The sequence below is a fragment of the Aequorivita sp. 609 genome (assembly GCF_014212065.1).
Classification (GTDB): Bacteria; Bacteroidota; Bacteroidia; order Flavobacteriales; family Flavobacteriaceae; genus Aequorivita; species Aequorivita sinensis.
In genome coordinates, this window is the sequence record NZ_JACJVM010000002.1 from 87,197 (window position 1) to 106,373 (window position 19,177).

18 protein-coding genes are annotated in these 19,177 nt (G+C 34.0%); 1 reads left to right on the forward strand and 17 read right to left on the reverse strand.

Going from position 1 to position 19,177, the window contains the following annotated elements; genetic code table 11:
* Positions 1-8: 8 nt before the first annotated feature.
* A complete protein-coding gene (gene rimP, locus H4O20_RS00410; RefSeq protein ID WP_139855582.1) occupies positions 9-470 on the reverse strand; it encodes a ribosome assembly cofactor RimP in 462 nt (153 codons plus the stop codon).
* A gap of 161 nt (positions 471-631) precedes the next feature.
* On the opposite strand from rimP, the gene H4O20_RS00415 reads away from it, so the two are divergent.
* Entirely contained in the window at positions 632-1,453 is an 822-nt protein-coding gene (locus H4O20_RS00415) for a universal stress protein (protein ID WP_185097910.1), read from the forward strand.
* 8 nt (positions 1,454-1,461) lie between these two features.
* Here H4O20_RS00415 and H4O20_RS00420 read toward each other — a convergent pair whose 3' ends face one another.
* From H4O20_RS00420 to H4O20_RS00495, 16 genes are all read right to left on the reverse strand, one after another.
* On the reverse strand, positions 1,462-2,763 hold the full coding sequence (locus tag H4O20_RS00420) for a phenylacetate--CoA ligase family protein (RefSeq protein ID WP_185097911.1): 1,302 nt from the start codon (positions 2,761-2,763) through the stop codon (positions 1,462-1,464).
* Between the two features lie 62 nt (positions 2,764-2,825).
* Positions 2,826-4,484 carry a C45 family peptidase gene (locus H4O20_RS00425; RefSeq protein ID WP_185097912.1) on the reverse strand — a complete coding sequence of 553 codons (1,659 nt, stop codon included), beginning with the start codon at positions 4,482-4,484 and terminating at the stop codon, positions 2,826-2,828.
* A gap of 2 nt (positions 4,485-4,486) precedes the next feature.
* A complete protein-coding gene (locus H4O20_RS00430) occupies positions 4,487-5,374 on the reverse strand; it encodes a cupin-like domain-containing protein (RefSeq protein WP_185097913.1) in 888 nt (295 codons plus the stop codon).
* 11 nt (positions 5,375-5,385) lie between these two features.
* Entirely contained in the window at positions 5,386-6,924 is a 1,539-nt protein-coding gene (locus H4O20_RS00435) for an NAD(P)/FAD-dependent oxidoreductase (protein WP_185097914.1), read from the reverse strand.
* Complete coding sequence (locus H4O20_RS00440) at positions 6,921-10,619, reverse strand: 1-acyl-sn-glycerol-3-phosphate acyltransferase (protein WP_185097915.1); 3,699 nt, start codon at positions 10,617-10,619, stop codon at positions 6,921-6,923. Before H4O20_RS00440 ends, H4O20_RS00435 begins: the two co-directional genes overlap by 4 nt.
* Complete coding sequence (locus H4O20_RS00445; RefSeq protein ID WP_139855589.1) at positions 10,612-11,805, reverse strand: DUF2062 domain-containing protein; 1,194 nt, start codon at positions 11,803-11,805, stop codon at positions 10,612-10,614. Before H4O20_RS00445 ends, H4O20_RS00440 begins: the two co-directional genes overlap by 8 nt.
* Positions 11,806-11,919: 114 nt before the next feature.
* Positions 11,920-12,411, reverse strand: coding sequence for a hypothetical protein (locus H4O20_RS00450; RefSeq protein WP_185097916.1), 492 nt, complete (start codon positions 12,409-12,411; stop codon positions 11,920-11,922).
* A 55-nt stretch (positions 12,412-12,466) separates the two neighbouring features.
* The gene (locus H4O20_RS00455; protein ID WP_185097917.1) at positions 12,467-12,832 is read right to left on the reverse strand and encodes a 3-hydroxyacyl-ACP dehydratase; all 366 of its coding nucleotides are present in this window, start codon (positions 12,830-12,832) and stop codon (positions 12,467-12,469) included.
* A 1-nt stretch (position 12,833) separates the two neighbouring features.
* Positions 12,834-13,475: a hypothetical protein gene (locus H4O20_RS00460; protein ID WP_185097918.1), complete on the reverse strand. Its 642-nt coding sequence runs from the start codon at positions 13,473-13,475 to the stop codon at positions 12,834-12,836.
* Positions 13,453-14,082, reverse strand: a complete 630-nt coding sequence (locus tag H4O20_RS00465) for an outer membrane lipoprotein carrier protein LolA (protein ID WP_185097919.1) — start codon at positions 14,080-14,082, stop codon at positions 13,453-13,455. The genes H4O20_RS00460 and H4O20_RS00465 overlap by 23 nt, the downstream gene beginning before the upstream one ends.
* On the reverse strand, positions 14,075-14,851 hold the full coding sequence (locus H4O20_RS00470) for a polysaccharide deacetylase family protein (RefSeq protein WP_185097920.1): 777 nt from the start codon (positions 14,849-14,851) through the stop codon (positions 14,075-14,077). Before H4O20_RS00470 ends, H4O20_RS00465 begins: the two co-directional genes overlap by 8 nt.
* Complete coding sequence (locus tag H4O20_RS00475) at positions 14,845-15,909, reverse strand: beta-ketoacyl synthase N-terminal-like domain-containing protein (protein WP_185097921.1); 1,065 nt, start codon at positions 15,907-15,909, stop codon at positions 14,845-14,847. The genes H4O20_RS00470 and H4O20_RS00475 overlap by 7 nt, the downstream gene beginning before the upstream one ends.
* Complete coding sequence (locus H4O20_RS00480; RefSeq protein ID WP_185097922.1) at positions 15,909-17,111, reverse strand: beta-ketoacyl-[acyl-carrier-protein] synthase family protein; 1,203 nt, start codon at positions 17,109-17,111, stop codon at positions 15,909-15,911. The genes H4O20_RS00475 and H4O20_RS00480 overlap by 1 nt, the downstream gene beginning before the upstream one ends.
* A 66-nt stretch (positions 17,112-17,177) precedes the next feature.
* On the reverse strand, positions 17,178-17,435 hold the full coding sequence (locus H4O20_RS00485; RefSeq protein WP_185097923.1) for a phosphopantetheine-binding protein: 258 nt from the start codon (positions 17,433-17,435) through the stop codon (positions 17,178-17,180).
* Positions 17,432-18,049, reverse strand: coding sequence for a 3-oxoacyl-ACP synthase (locus H4O20_RS00490; protein WP_165146123.1), 618 nt, complete (start codon positions 18,047-18,049; stop codon positions 17,432-17,434). The genes H4O20_RS00485 and H4O20_RS00490 overlap by 4 nt, the downstream gene beginning before the upstream one ends.
* A gap of 52 nt (positions 18,050-18,101) precedes the next feature.
* On the reverse strand, positions 18,102-19,175 hold the full coding sequence (locus tag H4O20_RS00495; protein WP_185097924.1) for a methyltransferase: 1,074 nt from the start codon (positions 19,173-19,175) through the stop codon (positions 18,102-18,104).
* Positions 19,176-19,177 lie beyond the last annotated feature (2 nt).

Sequence of the window (19,177 nt, forward strand, 5' to 3'; positions counted from 1 at the left end):
CAATTCTATTAAAATGTTATCATCACTTTTGCTTCCATAATATCTTCATAAGGCAGTGTTGCCTCTTTTTGAACGGTAACTTTCCCCTTTCCTACTGGTTTAGGCTCTCGCACAGACCACTTCAAGGTACAACTTTCTTCGTTCGCAGCGATTAATTCGCCTTCAATTTTTTCTTCGTTTTTAGTTTTTATTTTAAGCGTTCTTCCTAAGTTCTTTTTATACTGCCTAGGTAAAGTCAATGGTTCTGAAACACCCGATGACATTACTTCTAAAGAGAAATCATATTCCTCACGGTCCAAATTATGTTCAATTTGTCGGCTAACAGCTATACAATCTTCAACCGTAACGCCTTTATCGCCGTCAAGGATGACCCGTATTTGGTTATCTTCAGTAATATTTAGGTCGATCAAAAACAGAGATTGGTTTTCTGCTAAAGCAGTTTCTAGTAGTTGTGCTACTTTTTCTCGCATCGTTTTTTAGCTATAAAAAGAGGGGACTTTTAGTCCCCTCAGATATTTTCGTATCAAAATCGGTGCAAATATACTATAATTTTTTAATATTATAAAAATCAAGGGTAACCGATTTATTTTTGTAAATTATCATCGCTTAAAAATTAATCCCAAATCTATTTATGAAACGTATTTTAGTTCCCACAGATTTTTCCGAACAAGCTGAAAACGCCCTTAAAGTAGCTATAAAATTAGCTAAAAAGCACCATAGTGAAGTTTACGTTTTGCACTCTTTGGAAATTCCAATGCAATACGCTACTGCTAAAGATTCTGGCAGCCTTCCCGAATCGTTGTATTTTATAAAACTTACTGAAAAACGCTTTAACGACCTTAGAAACAGCGAATTCCTTGAGGGAATTACGATAAACGAGACAATTGGTCACAACGAAATTTTTGAAGATATTAATGAAGCTTGTAAGAATTATGACATAGATCTTATAGTTATGGGATCTAATGGTGCTAGTGGATTTAAAGAAATGTTTGTAGGAAGTAATACAGAAAAAGTTGTTCGCACCGCCGAAGTTCCAGTATTGGTGATAAAAAATAATCATTCGGAATTTAATGTGGAAGATTTTGTATTTGCAACTGATTTTTCTGAAAATTCACGCGGTACATTGATTAAAGCTTATGATTTCGCTAAAAAAATTGACGCAAAACTACATTTGCTATACGTGAACACGCCTGCAGGTTTTAAAACTTCTGGCCAAGCTCAGAAATTAATGGAGGATTTTGTAGATGGTATAGGAATTGAAAATTACTCTCTAAACATCTATAACGACACTACCGTGGAAAAAGGAATACTAAATTTCACAAAATTTATAAATGGTGAATTAATTGGAATGGCCACTCACGGACGCAAAGGTATTTCACACTTTTTTAATGGAAGTATCAGTGAGGATATGGTAAACCATGCTAATATGCCAGTAATTACATTTAAGAAATAAAGAAATACCTACTTATTTTTTTGAAGCCTGTGATCTATCAAGTCCACAGGCTTTCTACTTAAAGGTGGAAACCTTAGTGCTTGAATCTCTTCAGATGAGGCATATTCTAACTTAGGCGCTACTCGTAATTTTGCTCTAAAATGATCTTTGATATCTAAAAGAAGCTCTTCGGAAATATTATCGGATGCAATCTTTATTAAAATTTCATCGGTACCTAATTCATTGTGAAACACTTCAATAACGTAGCTTTCAACTTCTGAAAAGTTATTTAAAATATTATACATCGCCGGCGGATACAAGGTAGTTCCCTTATATTTAATCATTTGCTTTTTACGCCCAACAACCGGCCCTAAGCGCATGGTATTACGCCCACACTTGCACTTTTCATCATTTGCTTGAACCATATCACCTGTTTTAAAACGCAATAACGGCATCGCTTCAACACCTAATGTGGTAATTGTAAGTTCGCCCACTTCACGATTTTTTACCGGATTATTATTTTCATCCAAAATTTCAGCAATAATCAATTCCGGATGGTGATGACCGCCAACGTGATATTCACATTCATTAAATGCTGTACTCATTTCGGTAGAAGCATAAGTTGAAAACAACTCAATATCCCAATCTTTTTTAATTTTTTTTGACAGTATATTCAAAGAAAAATCTTGATCGCGAATAGGTTCACCAATGCATATAGCTGCTTTAACACCTGTATTTTTTAAATCTATATTATGCTGTTTGGCATATTCTATAAGTTTTAAAAGAAACGAAGGCACTGTAATTAAGTAAGTAGGATTAAATTTTAAAATTGAATCCCATTGTAGCTCAGGAATCCCAGATCCAACTCGAATGATTCCCGCTCCCAATTTTCGAGCACCTAAAAAGTAAGCCAACCCTGCCATAAACCTGCGGTCGATAGTGGTCATCAACTGCATCACATCGGTCTTCTTAACTCCTGCACACTCAAATGAAATCGCTTCGTTATAGGCTAAGCGATTTAAATCGTTATCGGTAAGTGCAAATATTACAGGGTCACCCAAAGTTCCAGAGGTTGTAACATAGTCTATAATCTCAGCTCTTGGTACACATATAAAATCATCATTGTAACGCTGCAGAAAATCTTTAGTAGTAACAGGAATTTTATAAAGGTCTTCGAGCTTCTTTATTTCTGAAACATTAATATTGTTTTCCTTAAAAAAGCGCTTGTAAAATGGAGATTTCTTATTTAGATATTCTAGCGTGTCTTTAAGCTTCTCTTCTTGAAAGACTTTTATTTCTTCTTTGGATGCTTTTTCTATTTTTGGAATCATTTACTGTTCTTTTTGGAAGCAAGACTTTAAGGCTTACTAAACACCACGCCTTTTTAATTCTGTTAGTTTAATTTCCGAAGATATTTTTTAATTGTCTGTCTATCGGTAACTGTTGTTATTTCTTTGGTCAACGCTTTTTCAAAAGCAAGTTTTGCGGCGGCGTCATATTTTTTTCCAAAGTAATACTTTCCTATTAAATAATAGGCTTTCCAATACTCTGGGTTTTTTTGTTGTAAAGTTAAAATTGTTTCCTGGGAAAGTGTATCTTTTTTCGAAATAGCTTTTTCAACTTTCCGCTCCAAAACTCGGTATTCTTGGTAGTCTTTAAATTCTTTTGAATGTATAAACTTATCTTCAGGAATATTCCCATTCCCGTTTGAAACGGAAGTAATTGCTGGATTGTCTTCCCTATTCATAAAAATCTCGTTTAAATCGTATTCCACAAATTCACCCAATTGATAGGGATTTGAAGAAACCCATACTTTTTTACTTTCAGGTTTAAAAACAATCCCGTGATGGGCCAAAAGTTGGTTTAAGGCTTTTTCATTTCCAAAACCTATTTCTTTGTTACCTAACCCCTTTTTATTTCGAAGAATGGAAACCGCATCTTTAACATCAATTTTTTCTTTTTCTGAAATCAGTTCTAGCATTCTTTCAAAACGGTACATAGAATGACTCTCTTCTATCCATTTTATATTGCGTTCGTCATTTTGATATTCTTCACTTTGAAAGTGATTACTGCATATAAGTTTATTGGTGTTTTCTACTTCATAAACACCAAAATTATCCGGTGAAACTTCAATAACAATTGCTTTTTTATCCTTAGCACTGCCAATAAAAATAGCTTCAGATACAAATACTTCACGCTTTTTTGCAATAGCAATTGCCTCATCTATAGTAGATGCATATTGAAGAATTTCGCGTGTTACTATAGATATTGGTGTTTTAGCAACTAATGGAATTTTAGATTTTCCGGCATTTATAGTAACCGTTAAACCTTGCTCGTTCATTCCAGAAACAACGCCTATCATTCCGCCCCAAGTTACCGACATAAACTTGTGCCCTTTTGAAGGGTTTACAAAAGAGATTATTTTCTCCTTCGCAAAATCATCTCCAGCATAAAAATCAAAATTTCTTCCAATTAGCAGGTCATTATCGACTGTTTTATCTCCCCAAACAGCGAAAGATGAACAACCAACCAGCATTAAATCTTGCATTGCATGGCCTATATCGTGAGCGCCGTGCAAGTATAGTATTCGCAAATAAGGCTCGCCAATTTCACTGAAATTTGATGATGAATATTGTGAAAGACCATAAATTTCGGTTTTATATTCCTCAGGGATATGTTGATACATTTGGCGATTGTACCAAGCCAAAAACTTACGAAGTAAGAATTGTTGAAACTTTGAAGGGATTATATCTTCCACCATATTGAAGATATAGGCCTCCTGTCTTTGAAGTTGTTTCTGCGTAAGGCTTCCAGTTATTTCCCCAATTTGTAAGGGATTTCCTTCTACATATAACTCCCACAGACCTTGTTTGTTTTTTAAGAAGAAGTTATTTCCAGCTATAAAAGTAGAATCGTTGATTTTAATTTTTTCAGGAATTGAAGAATTGTAGCCACTAACATCAGGTCTATTATTAATAGATTTTGACACTCCACACGAATTCAAAAGAAATATTAACAACGCAAATGCAAGTAACTTTCCTGAAATCTTCATCCTTATAAATTTTGATTATTCAGCTTGGCTACCCTATTATTTGTTTTCTTATAAGTACGATTTTCTTTATAATCAATCCACTTCTGCCCAAATGATTTACGCATTATATTTTCGAAATGTCGCATAAAGAATACGTTGTAAAGCATATTCCCAAAACGCCCTAAATGCCGTGGAAAAGCCCGAAGTGTCATAGAAAAACCTCCATTTAGATATTTTATATAGTGCCAGTAGCCGCTTGGCATATAAAGCGCATCACCGTGTTCCATTGTCGCGTGAATTCCTTCAACATATTTTAACGCAGGATACTTTTCAAAATCGGGATTATCTAAATCTATGGTTTCTAAATTATGTACTGCAAATGGAATTTTATATAAATACTTAGTTTGCTCGGGAGAGAAAAGCAAAACACTCTTAGTCCCCTGAAAATGGAAATGCACTAAATCTGCTAAGTCCATGTCGTAATGTGGTAACACCTTAGACCCTTCACCTCCAAAGAATAGTACCGGAAGACGTTTAAAAAACTTTAAACCAATATTGGGGTATTCAAAATCTTTTAGAAGTTCTGGCAACTTCACCTTAAGATCGTAGAAGAAAATTCGTAAATCGGTAGGTTTGGATTTTATAAGATCGATATAGTCAGACATTTTCATTTCAGTAGCAGGCTCGGCCGAGTTCTGCTTCCCTTTTGTAGGCTCATTATTATAAAGCGGAACCAGTTGATCTCCAGCGTGTTTTTGAATATAGTCCAAGTTCCACATTTTAAATGCCTTCCAATCTTTTGTGAGTCCTTCAATTAAAACAGGCTTTTGAGGTTTGTAATATTTCTCAATAAACTCTTCCTTAGAAATATTCCGAACCCTTTCAATAGGTTTTGATTTGATTTGTGACATCTCTAAACTCTTTAAGTTATCCTTTCCGTATTTGAAGCTTCTAAAATTTTATTTAAAAGGTATTCCCCTCCTAATATTTCCGAACAAGTTACTACTCCACTAATTGTAACGCCTAAAATCCCGTGCATATTTAAACTTTGCCCAGTAAAATAAAGGTTATTGATTTTAGTTCGTGGAGACACGAAAGATTTTAATGGACTATTAGCGTCTTTAACAAAGCCATACATCGATCCTTTACTACACCCAATATAATCACGGTAAGATAAAGGGGTTGAAGCGTAAACTGCTTCTATACAATCTCGTATGTTGGGGAATTTTTTCTCTAACTCCTGAATAACTACCTCAGCCTTTTGTTCCTTAAACTCTTCATAGGTTTGCCCTCTCTCATTTTTATCGGCGGCTGTGTTGAAAGTATTTATCCAAGGTTCCATTTCTTCAAAATGCATATAAGTCATAACCGTTAAGTTATCCCCATACTCATCTTCATCCTTCTTAATTCCCATAGAAACCATATACACTTCAGGCCAACTTTCTTCAGTATACTTATGTGCATCCCAAATAGCTTTATAGTCTTTAAAATGATAGTAATTATGGTTTAAGTATTTAAAACTATTGGGTTTCAATACTAAATAAAGACTAAAAGCAGCAATTGTACTTTCAATATTTTCAATACGTTTGGTATAGGATTTTCTAAAATGATTTTTACCAATCATCTGCAGGGTCATCTTAGGGTCTATATTAGAAATAAATATATCGCCTTTTATTGCCTTCCCATTTGCAAGTTCGACTGCTGACACCTGTCCATCCTCTGTAACAAACTTTGTTACTTCGTGGCGTTTATATGCCTTTCCTCCATTTTCACGTAGCCTAGCAAGCAGTGCCTTGGTTATTTGACTTCCACCATTTATACAACGATACGAGCTTTCTATATAAGAGTTTACTGACAATGCGTGCATATACAAAGGAGTGCGTTCCCCCTCACCAGCATATAGCAAATTACTTCCTCCTAATACAGCTCGAAGTTTTTTATTATCTGTAATAGAATCTATAAAGTCTTTTATTTTCACTTCAAAAAGTGAAGTGTTTTCATAATATGGTTTTCCAAGTTTAAGTCTGTAAAGCGGAAAGAAATCGCAAGTTTCCTTCATTTTATTGCAATAAGCATCTATTGCCTTTTCTTCTTCAGGAAATTCCTCAAGGAGCGTTTTTTTAAATCTTTCGTAACCTTGTGCGTATTTGTACTCCTTTGGGTCATTGTCAAAAGTGATTCTATCAAAACCATCTTCGTCCATTTTCTTTAGTGTAATATCGTCAAGAATACCTAAATACTTAAAGTACCTATTCAAATTTTGTCCTTCCGAAAGTCCTCCTATATAATGAACCCCTGTATCAAAAATGGTTTTATTACGTGAAAAGGTTTGTAGATTCCCACCAAATTGTTGGTTCTTTTCGAGCACACAAACACTATACCCTTCTTTGGCTAGTATAATTGCCGATACCAGCCCTCCTAGGCCGCTACCAATAATTACTACATCGTATTTCTCAGTCATTCTGCTGTGGTTCTCGATAGATTAAAAATACTAATATTCGTGTTTTGATATACTCTTTGATAGTCTAATGTAACAATATTTTCCTTCTCAACAAGGGATACATCTTTCAGAAAGACAATGGTTTTCACAGAAATTTGCGGTAAAATGTCTATTACTTCAGCAAGGTGTTTTTCAGAAGAAATTACTAGCATTTCAACATCTGCGTTCAATACAGCTGAGATAGAAGATTTAAAATAGACCTTACTGTATTTATTAGTTATATAACTATTTTGAAGTATTGCTCTTTTATCTGAATCTTCAATGTAGCTGAAAATTTTTCTATCTGGCCCATCGAGATTTAAAAGAAAGTCGAGTTGCCCAAGATCATCTGAAATATGTGCAATATTCCCACGCTTTTCAATGTTTCTTAGGGTTTCGAAATACGGCGCAGCATTTTCTTTTAAATCCTTCTTTACAGCCTTATAAACTGAATCTCCCTTATATCGATATTCTTCTAAAACAATATTGTGAAAATATTTTACACCTTCAATTTCGTTTCTAATTTTTAAAAACTCATCTCTAAAATACGCGCCTATTTGTTTTGCTTGTTGCCTATGAGTTTCTCCATAAGAAGTGTCTTCGACTTTTATACGCGGTAAAATCTTTACAGTAATGCTACCATCTTTAATAATAAAGCTTCCCTTAGGATTTACTTCGCTATTTCCGTGAATTAGTACCGGTAGAATATCCAAATTGAATTGGTTTGCCAAATAAAAAGCACCTTTGTGAAAACGCTTAATTTTATTGGAGTCACTTCTAGTGCCTTCTGGAAAAGCCATCAACGAATATCCTTCCTCAATTTTCTTTTTTAAGGGCTCTAAGCTATTTTCAATTCCACTTGATACAGGGTAGAAATCTGCTTTTTGCACTGCTTTCCCAAATATTGGAGAATTATAAACCCAATCGTTTACCAAGAAACAGATTTTTGGATTCAACATCCCCACCGCCAAAATATCTAGAAAGGAAGTGTGATTGGCTATAATTACCGCAGGTTTTGAAAAATCCTCACCCGATTCATTGATTATAGTTTTCTTCACAAAGGGATTGGTGTATAATACCGATTTAAAGAATTTCGATATTATCTTATGAAACCATCCCATAGATGTTTTCTTACTGATTGGTAAGATTGGCATTAAGGTTACACTGTAGATTGAAAGCAATATTCCTCCTAATCCGAAATAACTAAACGACAGTATAGAATGCACAAACATCCTAGGAGTTATAGGGCGTTTTTTTGAGCTGCCAATAAAAAGTTTAAACAATAACGGTTGCACTGTGAAAGCTGTAAACATTGCCGAAAATATTCCAATGATCGAGACTATAGATATTGAATACAATGCCGGATGTTTAGCAAAAATTAGAACTCCAACTCCAAGAATCGTGGTTAAAACCGACAGTATTATTGATGTTCTATTGGTTACCATTACTTTTTCACCCGTGGCAAGCTCTTTCAATAAGCCTTTAGTCATAAAAATGCTATAATCGATTCCCAATCCAAAAATGAAAGTGGAAATTATAATATTGAAAATATTGAATTGAATATTGAGCAATCCCATTACCCCTAAGGTTAGAAACCAGGTTAGGAAAATTGGGGTTGCAGTAACCAAAGTGAGAGAGAAACTTCGGAAGAATAAAAACAGTATTAATAAAACCGCCAGCAAGCAATACCCAATCAGGCTGTTGAAATCGTTTTTAAGATTTCCTAAGAAGGTTTCATTCATTTCCTGCCTATCAATAACATAGGTATTCGGGATTTTCTTAAACCTATCTTTTATGTCAGAAACATCTACATCCTCTAGTTTAACTAGAGTTGTAATTGTTGTAAATCCAGCTTCTGTAGTGATATAATCCTCTAGAATAATCGATGGAATTTGCTGATAATCCTCAGGCTTTAAAGTGTTGAAGTCTTTATTCAGAAAATTGTAAAACTTACTAAAAGTTGAAGGTTTAAAACCAAGTTCTTCCCCACTGTCAATAAGATTATTTGCCGTACTATCCTTTCGAGATTCACTCCAAAACTGTTGCCAAACAGATATTTTATTTCTTTGGTCACGTTGTGAATGTACTAAAGCTCCAATAGAACTAAAACTGCTTATTTTATCATCTTCTTTAAGTAATTCTAAAGTTGCGTGAATTGAATCGTTTAGCTGAAGCGTACTTTCTACAGATTTCCCATAAGTCGCTAAGTAGACCGATTTTGAGGAAATATCTGTCAACTCATCCAAATGCTGCATTGCAGCTTTCAACGCTTCAGGCTCATAATTTAATTTTGAAATATCTTTATCAAATTCAACCTTATTGAAGGTGAACAGACTTACCGCTAAAACCGCTCCTAGACCTATTAACAACCATTTATTTCTATGGTAGGAATAATCGGCGATTTTATCCAACACATTAACTTGCTGCTTTTGCGAAAGTGGATTTTTGTAAACTAATGGAATAAATAAAAGTGCAAAAACCGAAGCACCCAAAACACTTACTGCAGCAAACATCCCTAAATCCTGTAAGGCTTGAGAATCTAAAAACAACAAGCATAAAAATGCTAACGCCGTTGTTAAACTGCTCATCAATATTGGTTCTGCAACATCTTTATATAAACTTTCTACCGTTTCGTTATTGCGGATATGGGTGAGTATATGAAGTGAATAATCCAATGTCACCCCCAGCAAAACTGAACCTATCCCTAGTGAAATTGCAGAGATATTGTCTCGAACTAAATACAATAGTGCAACTGCTAAAAGTCCACCGAAAAGCGTTGGTACAAATAAAATTATGGGAACATATATCTTTCGGTAAAAGAATATAAAAACTAGAACCAATAACGAAAAGGCGATACCTACGGTAAACTGTATATCACTTTTAATTTGCTGGGCATTGGCAACTGCAATTAACGCAGCTCCAAAATATTCACTTTTTACTTTTCCTGAATATTTAAGATCTAAAGATTTTTGTAGCGCATATAGTTTTTCGGCAAACTTGCTGTTTTCAGAAGTCTCACTACTTGCATATTGCGGAGTGATAAAAAGAAGAAGATTTTTTTCATCTTTACTTACTAAAAACCCGTCTTTCAATACAAATTCGTCTGTGACACCAAGCTGTCTAAGCTTTTTTAAGGCGATAAGTGAAAGCCCCAAAGGGTCTTTTAGAATAATATCTTTCGTTACTATTCCAGAAGGGGAGATAAGTGTTTTGTAATTCGCTGCTGTTATAGCCGAAACACTATCTTTTTCAAGTTTATTGGCAATGGTTTTATAATCATCTTTATCAAGAAATAAAGGCAAATTTTCGTACACAAAATTCATAGTACGAAGTAAATCGTCATCGTTTACTTTCCCTCTAATATTTTTGATGTATTGAGATGAGTGAGTTTGTAAGCTATCGATAAATTCTGAAGCGTAATCGGTAAGTTCTTCAACGGCTACATCTTCATTTTTCTGAAGGGTGACAATAATTTTATCAGTAAAATTTACTGATTTTAATACTTTCTGAAGGTTTTTAGACTCTCCTTCTACAGGTATTAATTTAGAAATATCTTCTTCAAATTGAATTTTGGTAACAAGGAACACCAAACCTGAGAGCAACAATAAAAAAATAATTGCGCTTCGGGATTTATTATTTTGAAGAAATTGATATGCCTTAAAAAACCATTTACCCATTCTTAAAAATCTTTTTACGCTCAAACAACGTTAAGACTAAGTATCCTGCAAGTCCGCAGAAAATTGCTGCAGAAATTGAAAGAGCCAAACTGCCAACAATATAAGATTTTAAATATTTCACTAGCTCTAAACTGGGATCTATTTCATTAAATGAAAGGACAAAGTTTTCACCTAAAAGCCAACTCCCAAGTTTTAAACTGAAATAAAGAATAAAAGGAATAAATGGAGGCAAGCTTACATTAGAAAAAGCAAATGCAATTACCTTATTTAGCTTCAAAAGAATTGCCAAAAATATAACGGATACAGTATGAAAACCCCAAATTGGAGACAAGCCTATAAACACTCCTAAAGCGATTGAAAAAGCTTTCTTTTCGGCAGAATCATCGCTTTGAAGTAGGTCTTCCATCAAGAACCTTTTAAGTCCTTTTTTTTTTAGTTTCCTAAAGAGATCTCGTGGTTTAATATATAGGAAGGTAACAAGTACAAGCCAAGTGTTTAAGATACTAATTCGTGTAAAATCTTTAAACGGACGAAAATGTGATACTCTATTTTCCAACTCATAGTGAATTTGAATTGGAATGTTCTTCACTTCTATCCCACTCCAGGCAGATTTGACTATGGCTTCAATTTCAAATTCAAACTTATTGGTGTAAAAGCTTAAGCCTTTCATTGCGTAAAGCGGATATAACCTAAAGCCAGACTGGGTGTCTTTTAAGCGAATTCCCGTTTCTACCCAAAACCAAAAATTTGAAAACTTGTTTCCAAAACTACTTTTCTTAGGTACTCCCGTTTGCCCCATATTTCGTGCGCCGATAAGGAGTAGCTTTTTATTTTCTGACTTTTCTAAAGCTTCTGTAAAAACTGGAATATCTTCTGGAAAATGTTGACCATCACTATCAATGGTAATGGCGTAATGGTAACCCAAACTTTCAGCGTGTGCAAAGCCTTGTCGCAGCGCATTCCCCTTTCCTTTATTTTGTGCAAGGTTAATTAACTCCAATTGCGGAAACTTTAGCAATATTTCTGAAGTTGAATCTGTGGAACCATCATTCACCACAATTACATTTTCAGTGTAAACCAAAACACCTTCAATTACCTGTTGCAAGGTCTTGTGATTATTATAAGTAGGAATAATCACGCAACACTTCAGGGAATTAAATTTATCTGAATGTAGTTTTTGGCTCATTATGAAGTTTTATTCTTAGTGTCCTCTGTGTCTTTGCGGTGTGTAACTACCACTGAGGAATAGAGCACGCAACAAATATAAGTTATTGCAGTTGAAGTAATGGTTTTGCTTAGTTTAATTCAACCCTAACTTTTCAGTTTCATTAAAACTATTAGAGTTTAAAACAAAATCTTTTACAATGGTTTTTAAAGTCTTAGAAGGTATAGTTCCGTAATTCTTTAAAATAAAATTTTTATCAGCCTCAATATTTTTGTGATACCCTAAGAATTTAGGCGAATTTTCTTGAACTGATAAACGGATGTATCTAATTTCGGTATTCTGCGAATCTAACTTTATAGCAGATTCAAGTAAAGAAACGCCTTCTTTAAAAAAATCTTTCTTATCGCGTTTATTTTTTGAAAACTTGGCTTTCAACGTCAATATTGCTCCTTTGTAGGCATGCAATACAGGCTTGGTCGATGTATTTATTTTTGCAAGCTCGCCGTACAATTTCTCGGTTACTTCGGTGCTCTCAACTGCTTTTGGGTATTGAGTACGAATTTCTCCTAAATCTTGGGCGTTTCCAATAAAGGAAATAAAAAAGAATATAATAAATATGTTTTTCATAGTTGTAAATTCTAAATCTAAAAGGTTTTAAAACCTTGTTAGGCTTAGATAAATATTAAATAACTTTAAACGTAGCACTTAACTTAAGAGCTATAGTATCTTCGAAAGATGTAGTGTTTTTCACCTTTACCTCTCCATTTTCTTCAGTAATATCTATGGCAAGCTGCAATTCTGAATTCTTTTCAGGATTGATAATTGCCATAAACTTTATATTGGAAGAAACCGCCAAAAACAATTCCTTTTCTACTGTTTTTTCAGTGAGCTCCTTTATAATCTGAATCATACAAACTCCTGGCATAACTGGATTTCCAGGAAAATGCCCCTTAAAAATATCGTGATTTTTATCTAAGTGTACTTTTGCTAAGATGCCTTTTTCAGTCTTTTCGATAGCAATTATTTTGTATAAACCTTCTATGAGCATATTATTCTTTTTTGAATTTTTCCAAGTCTATCGTTAACTTGAAGTTGTTGTGTTTTATACTTATGATGTCTGCGATTTCTTTTTCAGTTGAAGTAAAATCAACCTCAACTTTTTCTTTTCTTTTAGTTGTATTTATAATTTTTTGAAGCTTTCCAGTTTCTTTTTCAAAAAAGTAATAATTGAATCGTTCCTCGGACTGTGTTTTAAAAACATTATGCACTTCAGAACTAAAAGCTTCCAAAATATCAGATTTTTCGGTTATCAATAATTTGAAATCGTCTCTCAAAATATTAATTATAAAATTTTTATCTAAATCTTCAACAACAAAATTCTTGGTAAACTTATCTCCATCAAACTGAAAGTCTAATAATTTACTTCCAAATTCAGTTGTAAAAACTACTCTGTGATTTTCTAGACCTGTCTTTTTTACAATTAATATTCCACCGAAATTTTTATTGTAAACCTTGATTTTCGCTTTATAAACATAGTCTATTTCTGGATTAGAAAAATATAGATTTTCGACCACTTTATTCAATTTAGCAACCTCATTCAAATCTATTGGTCGCAATCCTTCTGTGGTCTTTAACGAGCAAGAAGTTAAAGAGAAAACAAGGGATAGACTAATTACTGAAAACCGAATCATTAATCTTACTGTTTAAAACTCGATTGCTAAATATAATCCTTGTAAAGTCTTTTGATGGCTCAATCATTTTTACCTCGTGAACCTGTGCATCGTCTTTGTTGAAAAGCAATTCGAAAGAAGCTATATAATTAGCTATTTTTTTGTCTTTAGGCACAAAAACGGCTTTGTAATATTTCGATACTTTATAAAATGAAACCGTAAAATCGGCGTCGTTAAACATATTGCCTTTTACGCTATTTACGATTAACTCGTTTAATTTCTTAAAGAGGTTGCTATTTCCAATATCGACTTTACTTTTAGTGCCTCCATCATTGATAAGCAGCTTATCTTCTTTAAAAATAACGCTGTATTGATAAGGATTTGTGTACTCCCATTTTACCAAATTTGGAGCTTTAAATACCATTTTCCCTGAAGTTTTTACATCATTCGCTAAAAAGTCTAGGTGCTTGAATTGCACAAAATCAGCTTTAATTGAATTTGTGCTTTTTGCAGTAGTGATAACTTTTTGTTTGAAAGCAGAAATTTCAGAAGCACTCATCGCAATTTCTTGTGCTGAAATGCTACCGCCGATTAAAACAAAAACTAGTAAAAAAAGATAATTACGCATATGGTTCTATTTCTAGCAAACGATCTACCGAAACCGACTGCAATTCGTGCGGAGTCAAAGTTAACAATAACTGTTCCAATACGGCAACGGATTTTGAACTGCTATCGTGAAGTAATACAATATCACCTTTTCTCAAGTTGGGAATAATGCGTTTTAAAATCTTTTCTTCCGAAAGATTCGTAGTATCCAAACTGCGCTTACTCCAACCGATAGAGTGATGCCCAGTTTTTTTCAAAGCTTTCTTGATATTCGGATTTGTTACACCAAATGGAGGACGAAATAATTTAATTTCCTTGCCTGTGATTTCTTTCAGAACGGAATCAGATTTTTTTAAATCGGCTATAATTTTTTCAGAAGAAAAAAAACCAAATGAGTTGGAGTGTGAAAATGAGTGATTTCCTATAGTATGTCCATCTGCTATTATTTCACGGACTAAGTCCGGATGCGTTTCAGCATTTTTTCCTATTATGAAAAAAGTAGCTTTTGCGTTGTGTTCTTTTAAAAGTGAAAGAATTTTTGGTGTATAATCTGGATTTGGTCCATCGTCGAAAGTGATGGATATATAGTTTTTTGAAGTTTTATAATTGTGGTTTAATGACTCTAAATGATAATTCCATTTTATTTGAAAAGACCCAATAGCAGTAATTACTATCCAAATAATTACAAATAACACATAAAGCCAAACCGGAACATCACCAAAAAAACCTGTTAGCAGCAATCCAAAAAAGATTACTAAAGCTAAGGCGTTTATGGTGTAGAATTTCAACATTTTTTCAGGAGTACAAGACTGTGGTTTTCACCGCGATATTGGTTGTAACACAGAACAATGTTAGTTTCTGCTGATTCAATATCGTTCAAATTCACTATAGCAGGAATTTGTTGTGTTTTAATAATTTTTGAAGCCAACCAAACCCCGAATGCCGACACTGTATTATTTTCACCAACTAGGTGTTTGTAGTAAACCTGCTTAGTGTTTTTGAAGATGTTTTCAGATAGTTGATTGTAATATCCATCAAAATCTACATCACCATTATTACCAAACACCACAAGATCTAAGTCTTCAGGCTTTAAGTTATTTTCTTCTAAAAAGTTTTTAATTGTTTCAGAAACCTTGTCTTTTTGAAGAGTATTGTATGTTTCAACAGCAAGTAATTCAGCATAACTGCTTTCTTTCCTATCGTTAGAAACCACGAAGAAATTAGCACCTTCACTAAACACAGCACCTTCAGTATTGGAATTTAAAACCTTTGAAATGGTTACTGCTGTAGGTTTAATATGATTGATTACCCGATGAACATTGGTGGTATGTGCGCCTAATTCTTCTACGCCCCCTACTAATATGTTATTTGCTTCGTCATTTTCTAGTTGCATTTTAGCGTCTATCAAAGCAGATTCAAACGAAATGGCAGCGTGAACATAAGTGAAATTATAAGCTTTACACTCCATTCCTAAAGCTATCTGCCCAGCAACTGTATTGTGTGTACTTTGTATAAAGGAAGTAGGGGTTAAGTATTGCTCGTTGTTATCAATAATAGCACTCACAAATTTTTCAGAATCGATCATGCAACCCATTCCTGTTCCTGTAATTATAGCATCTACCGTTTCGATCCCTGCTTCTTCCATTGCAAGTTTTGAAGCTACAACACCCATTTTAATTCCTTTTGCCATCCGTCTAGCAGCTGCAGGCGGTATGTGCTCTTTATAGTTTGGGTCGAAGGCTGGAATTACATTGTCATTATATTCAATAATATCATCTAAAAAGGATGCACTCTCAAAGGTTTTTTGAGGTGAAATAGAAGCGATACTATTAATATACACCTTTTTCATTAAGCTTCTTTTGAATAGATAACAGTTGAACAATTACCGCCAAAACCTAATGAATTTGAAAGCACAGTATTTAATTCTTTCTTCTTTAATTCGGTTTGTGGAATTAAATTGAATTCCTTCATCTGAGTTTTAAAATTCAGGTTGGGAAAAATTAAATTTTCTTGTAATGCCAAAACTGAATATACAGCTTCAATCGCTCCAGCTGCGGCCAAAGTATGACCGGTATATGCTTTTGTTGAGCTAAATTCAGGCATTTCATTCTTAAAAATGCGAAGTATTGCTCTCCCTTCCGAAAGATCGTTATTTCCTGTTGCAGTTCCGTGAGCGTTTATATAATCTATATCAGACGGATTTAAATTGGCAACTTTTAATGCCTTTTCCATCGCTAGTGTTGCTCCATCACCATTATCAGAAGATGCTGTTTGGTGAAATGCATCATTGGCATTTCCATATCCTTTTACGTAAGCGAGTACCTTTTTATTTTCAGCTTTTACCACTTTATCACTTTCTAGAACTAGAAAGGCTGCTGCTTCTCCAAGGTTTAGTCCTTTTCTATTTTCGTCGAAAGGAGTGTTGAAGGTATCGCTTAAAATCATCAAGGTTTTAAATCCGTTGATGGTAAATTTTGAAAGACAATCGGCTCCGCCTACTACTACTCTATCTAGTTTTCCAGATTTTATAAGTCGGGCTCCCAACATAATTGCATTGGCAGCAGAAGAACAAGCCGTACTTATAGTTGTTACAAAACTTTCTTCAATGCCTAATTGCTCTGCAATTTTTTGTGTAGAATCTCCAGCGTGATGACTTTCAATATATTTCTGAGGTTCTTTTTCGGTGAGATATTCGTAATAGTACTTTTCAGTCATATCCATGCCGCCTACACTCGTACCCGAAACAATGCCTGTTTTATATTTTTTAATATCGGTTATTCCTGCCTGAGTAATGGCTTCTTTAGCTGCAATAACACCTAACATCGCAGTACGCGAGAAGTTGTTCTCAGGTGGAAGACCTAGTTGAGCGATTAATTCATCGTTTGTGAATTTAATTTCGCCAACCATAATTTCTTCGCGTTGTATGGTTTTAATATTATCAACACGAGTAATCCCTTTTTTTTGATTTATAAGCGCATCAAAGTTTTCAGCTACATTGTTTCCAATGGCCGAAATAATCCCCATTCCGGTTATCGCTACGCCTTTACTCATTTAAACTAGAGACTTTATAATAATTTCAATAAGGTTTTGACTGCCCTCAGTCTATAAATTCAAAAATTACTTAGTGCGGTTTGCTTCTATATAATCTGCCATTACTTGTACAGATTCAAATATTTTGCGTCCTTCTTTCGGATCATACAAACGGATACCGTAATCTTTGTCCAACATTACGATAAGCTCCAAAGCATCAATAGAATCTAAGCCAAGACCATCACCAAAAAGTGCGTCATCGTCAGCAATTTCTTCAACTGAAACATCTTCAAGGTTTAATTGCTCAATTATTTTCGCCTTTAATTCTTCTTTTAATTCGCTCATAATAAATTATATAATCTGTTTATTTCTTCAGTGTTATGTACTATTTCGCCTTTGCTTTCAACTAAATATAAAAAAGCTTCATAGCTATTTTCATCAAAATCTACCCAGCCGCATAATACCTTTTCTGCTTTGTTATTTTGCAATAAATTATTGGCATACAGATATAAATGCTCGGCATTGAAGCGGTCAAAGATAAAAAAACTATTCTCAGAATAAAGTTTGTGTTTTATACTTATCTCCCCAAGACAAATATTCGGTAAAGTATAAACAAAAACTGCCGGACTAGGGAAATATTCCTCTTGGTTTTCAATTGATTTTTGGTGTTTTCTATCTGTATCTAAACTCGATGCTTTATTTGAAAATATAAGGGCAATATTGTTTTCCTCTTCACTTAAACTTTCTTGCTTCAACAAAACATCAGCCGCTAGAAATGCCAACTTACTGAGGTTATCCATCTTGAAGAACTTAGAATAACTTGTCTCCAAATGTTTATATGCACTTTTTATAAAGTTTGGAAAATCAGCATCATCTCCTTTAAAAATCACATTTCCGTTTACTGAAACAGTTTGGTTTTTAATATGTGAGTAGCTTTTTATGTGAAGTTTATTCGTCAATTTTATAATTCTTTAGAATCTTAAGTTCGTATAGATGCTCAAAAACACCGTTTTATTGTGATTTCTTTTTACAAACTAACATAGTGTGATACTCCCCGATTTTACAATCTTCGTGTAATTGCAAGCCGGCTTTTTCAATCAGTTTAATAAATACACTCGCAGGGTACATTTTACTATTTCCATTTGCAAGTACTGTAAAATAAAGTGAAGTTGCTTCTAATATAAACTGCGAAGCTTTAAATGCTTGTCTATCTGTAAAGGTTTCTACAATAATCAACTCGGCATTATCATTCATCGAATCTGCGCAAGTTTTCAAGATTTTTAAAATTTCATCCTCTGAAAAACAATCTAAAAACTGACACATCCAAATAAGATCTGCACCTGTTGGTATCTGTGGATTTTCTGAAAGCCAATCTATTGGGTGACCTTTAATTCTGTCTTTAAAGCCTCGTTTTTCGGCATTGGCTAAAGCCATCTTCAATTGTCCAGGTAAATCAACAATAGTAATGTTTACGTCTTTATTAAATTCGGCACATTTAATTGAAAACTTCCCGGTATTACCTCCAATATCAAATAGGGTTTTTATGTCCTTTTGAAAAATCTTCTGAAGCGCTTCATCAAAAATATTATCTGAATAATGATGATCGAAATCGAACCAAGCTTTTTGTTCCTCTGGTTGTAATTTTGAAAGCCCTTCGTATATAGTTGGCCATTCGCCTAACTCTTTAAGCCCTTCAGGTTTTCCAGTTTTTATAGCATCGTTTAAATGAAAAAGACCTTTGTAGCAAACTTCATTGGTAAAATTTAGGTTTACGCTTGTTGTAGTGTCGTAATTTAAAAAATAACCAACCTTAGACAACTCATACTTTCCTGCTTCACACTTATTAACGATATTTGATGTTTCTGCGATTTCAAGAAGCACCCCCACACCATATGAGCTTAGTGAAAGTTTTTCAGAAATTTCTTCGGCTGTAGGTCCTCCACCTTTTCTATTTTCAAAGATATAATCTAGGATTCCTAATTTCCGAAGCGAAACTGAAGCCTGAAAAACAAATGGCGCAAAGGCTATGCGATGCGCTTCTTCCAAAGCTTCAAATGCGTTAATATTCTTTTTATTTGCTTGCATTA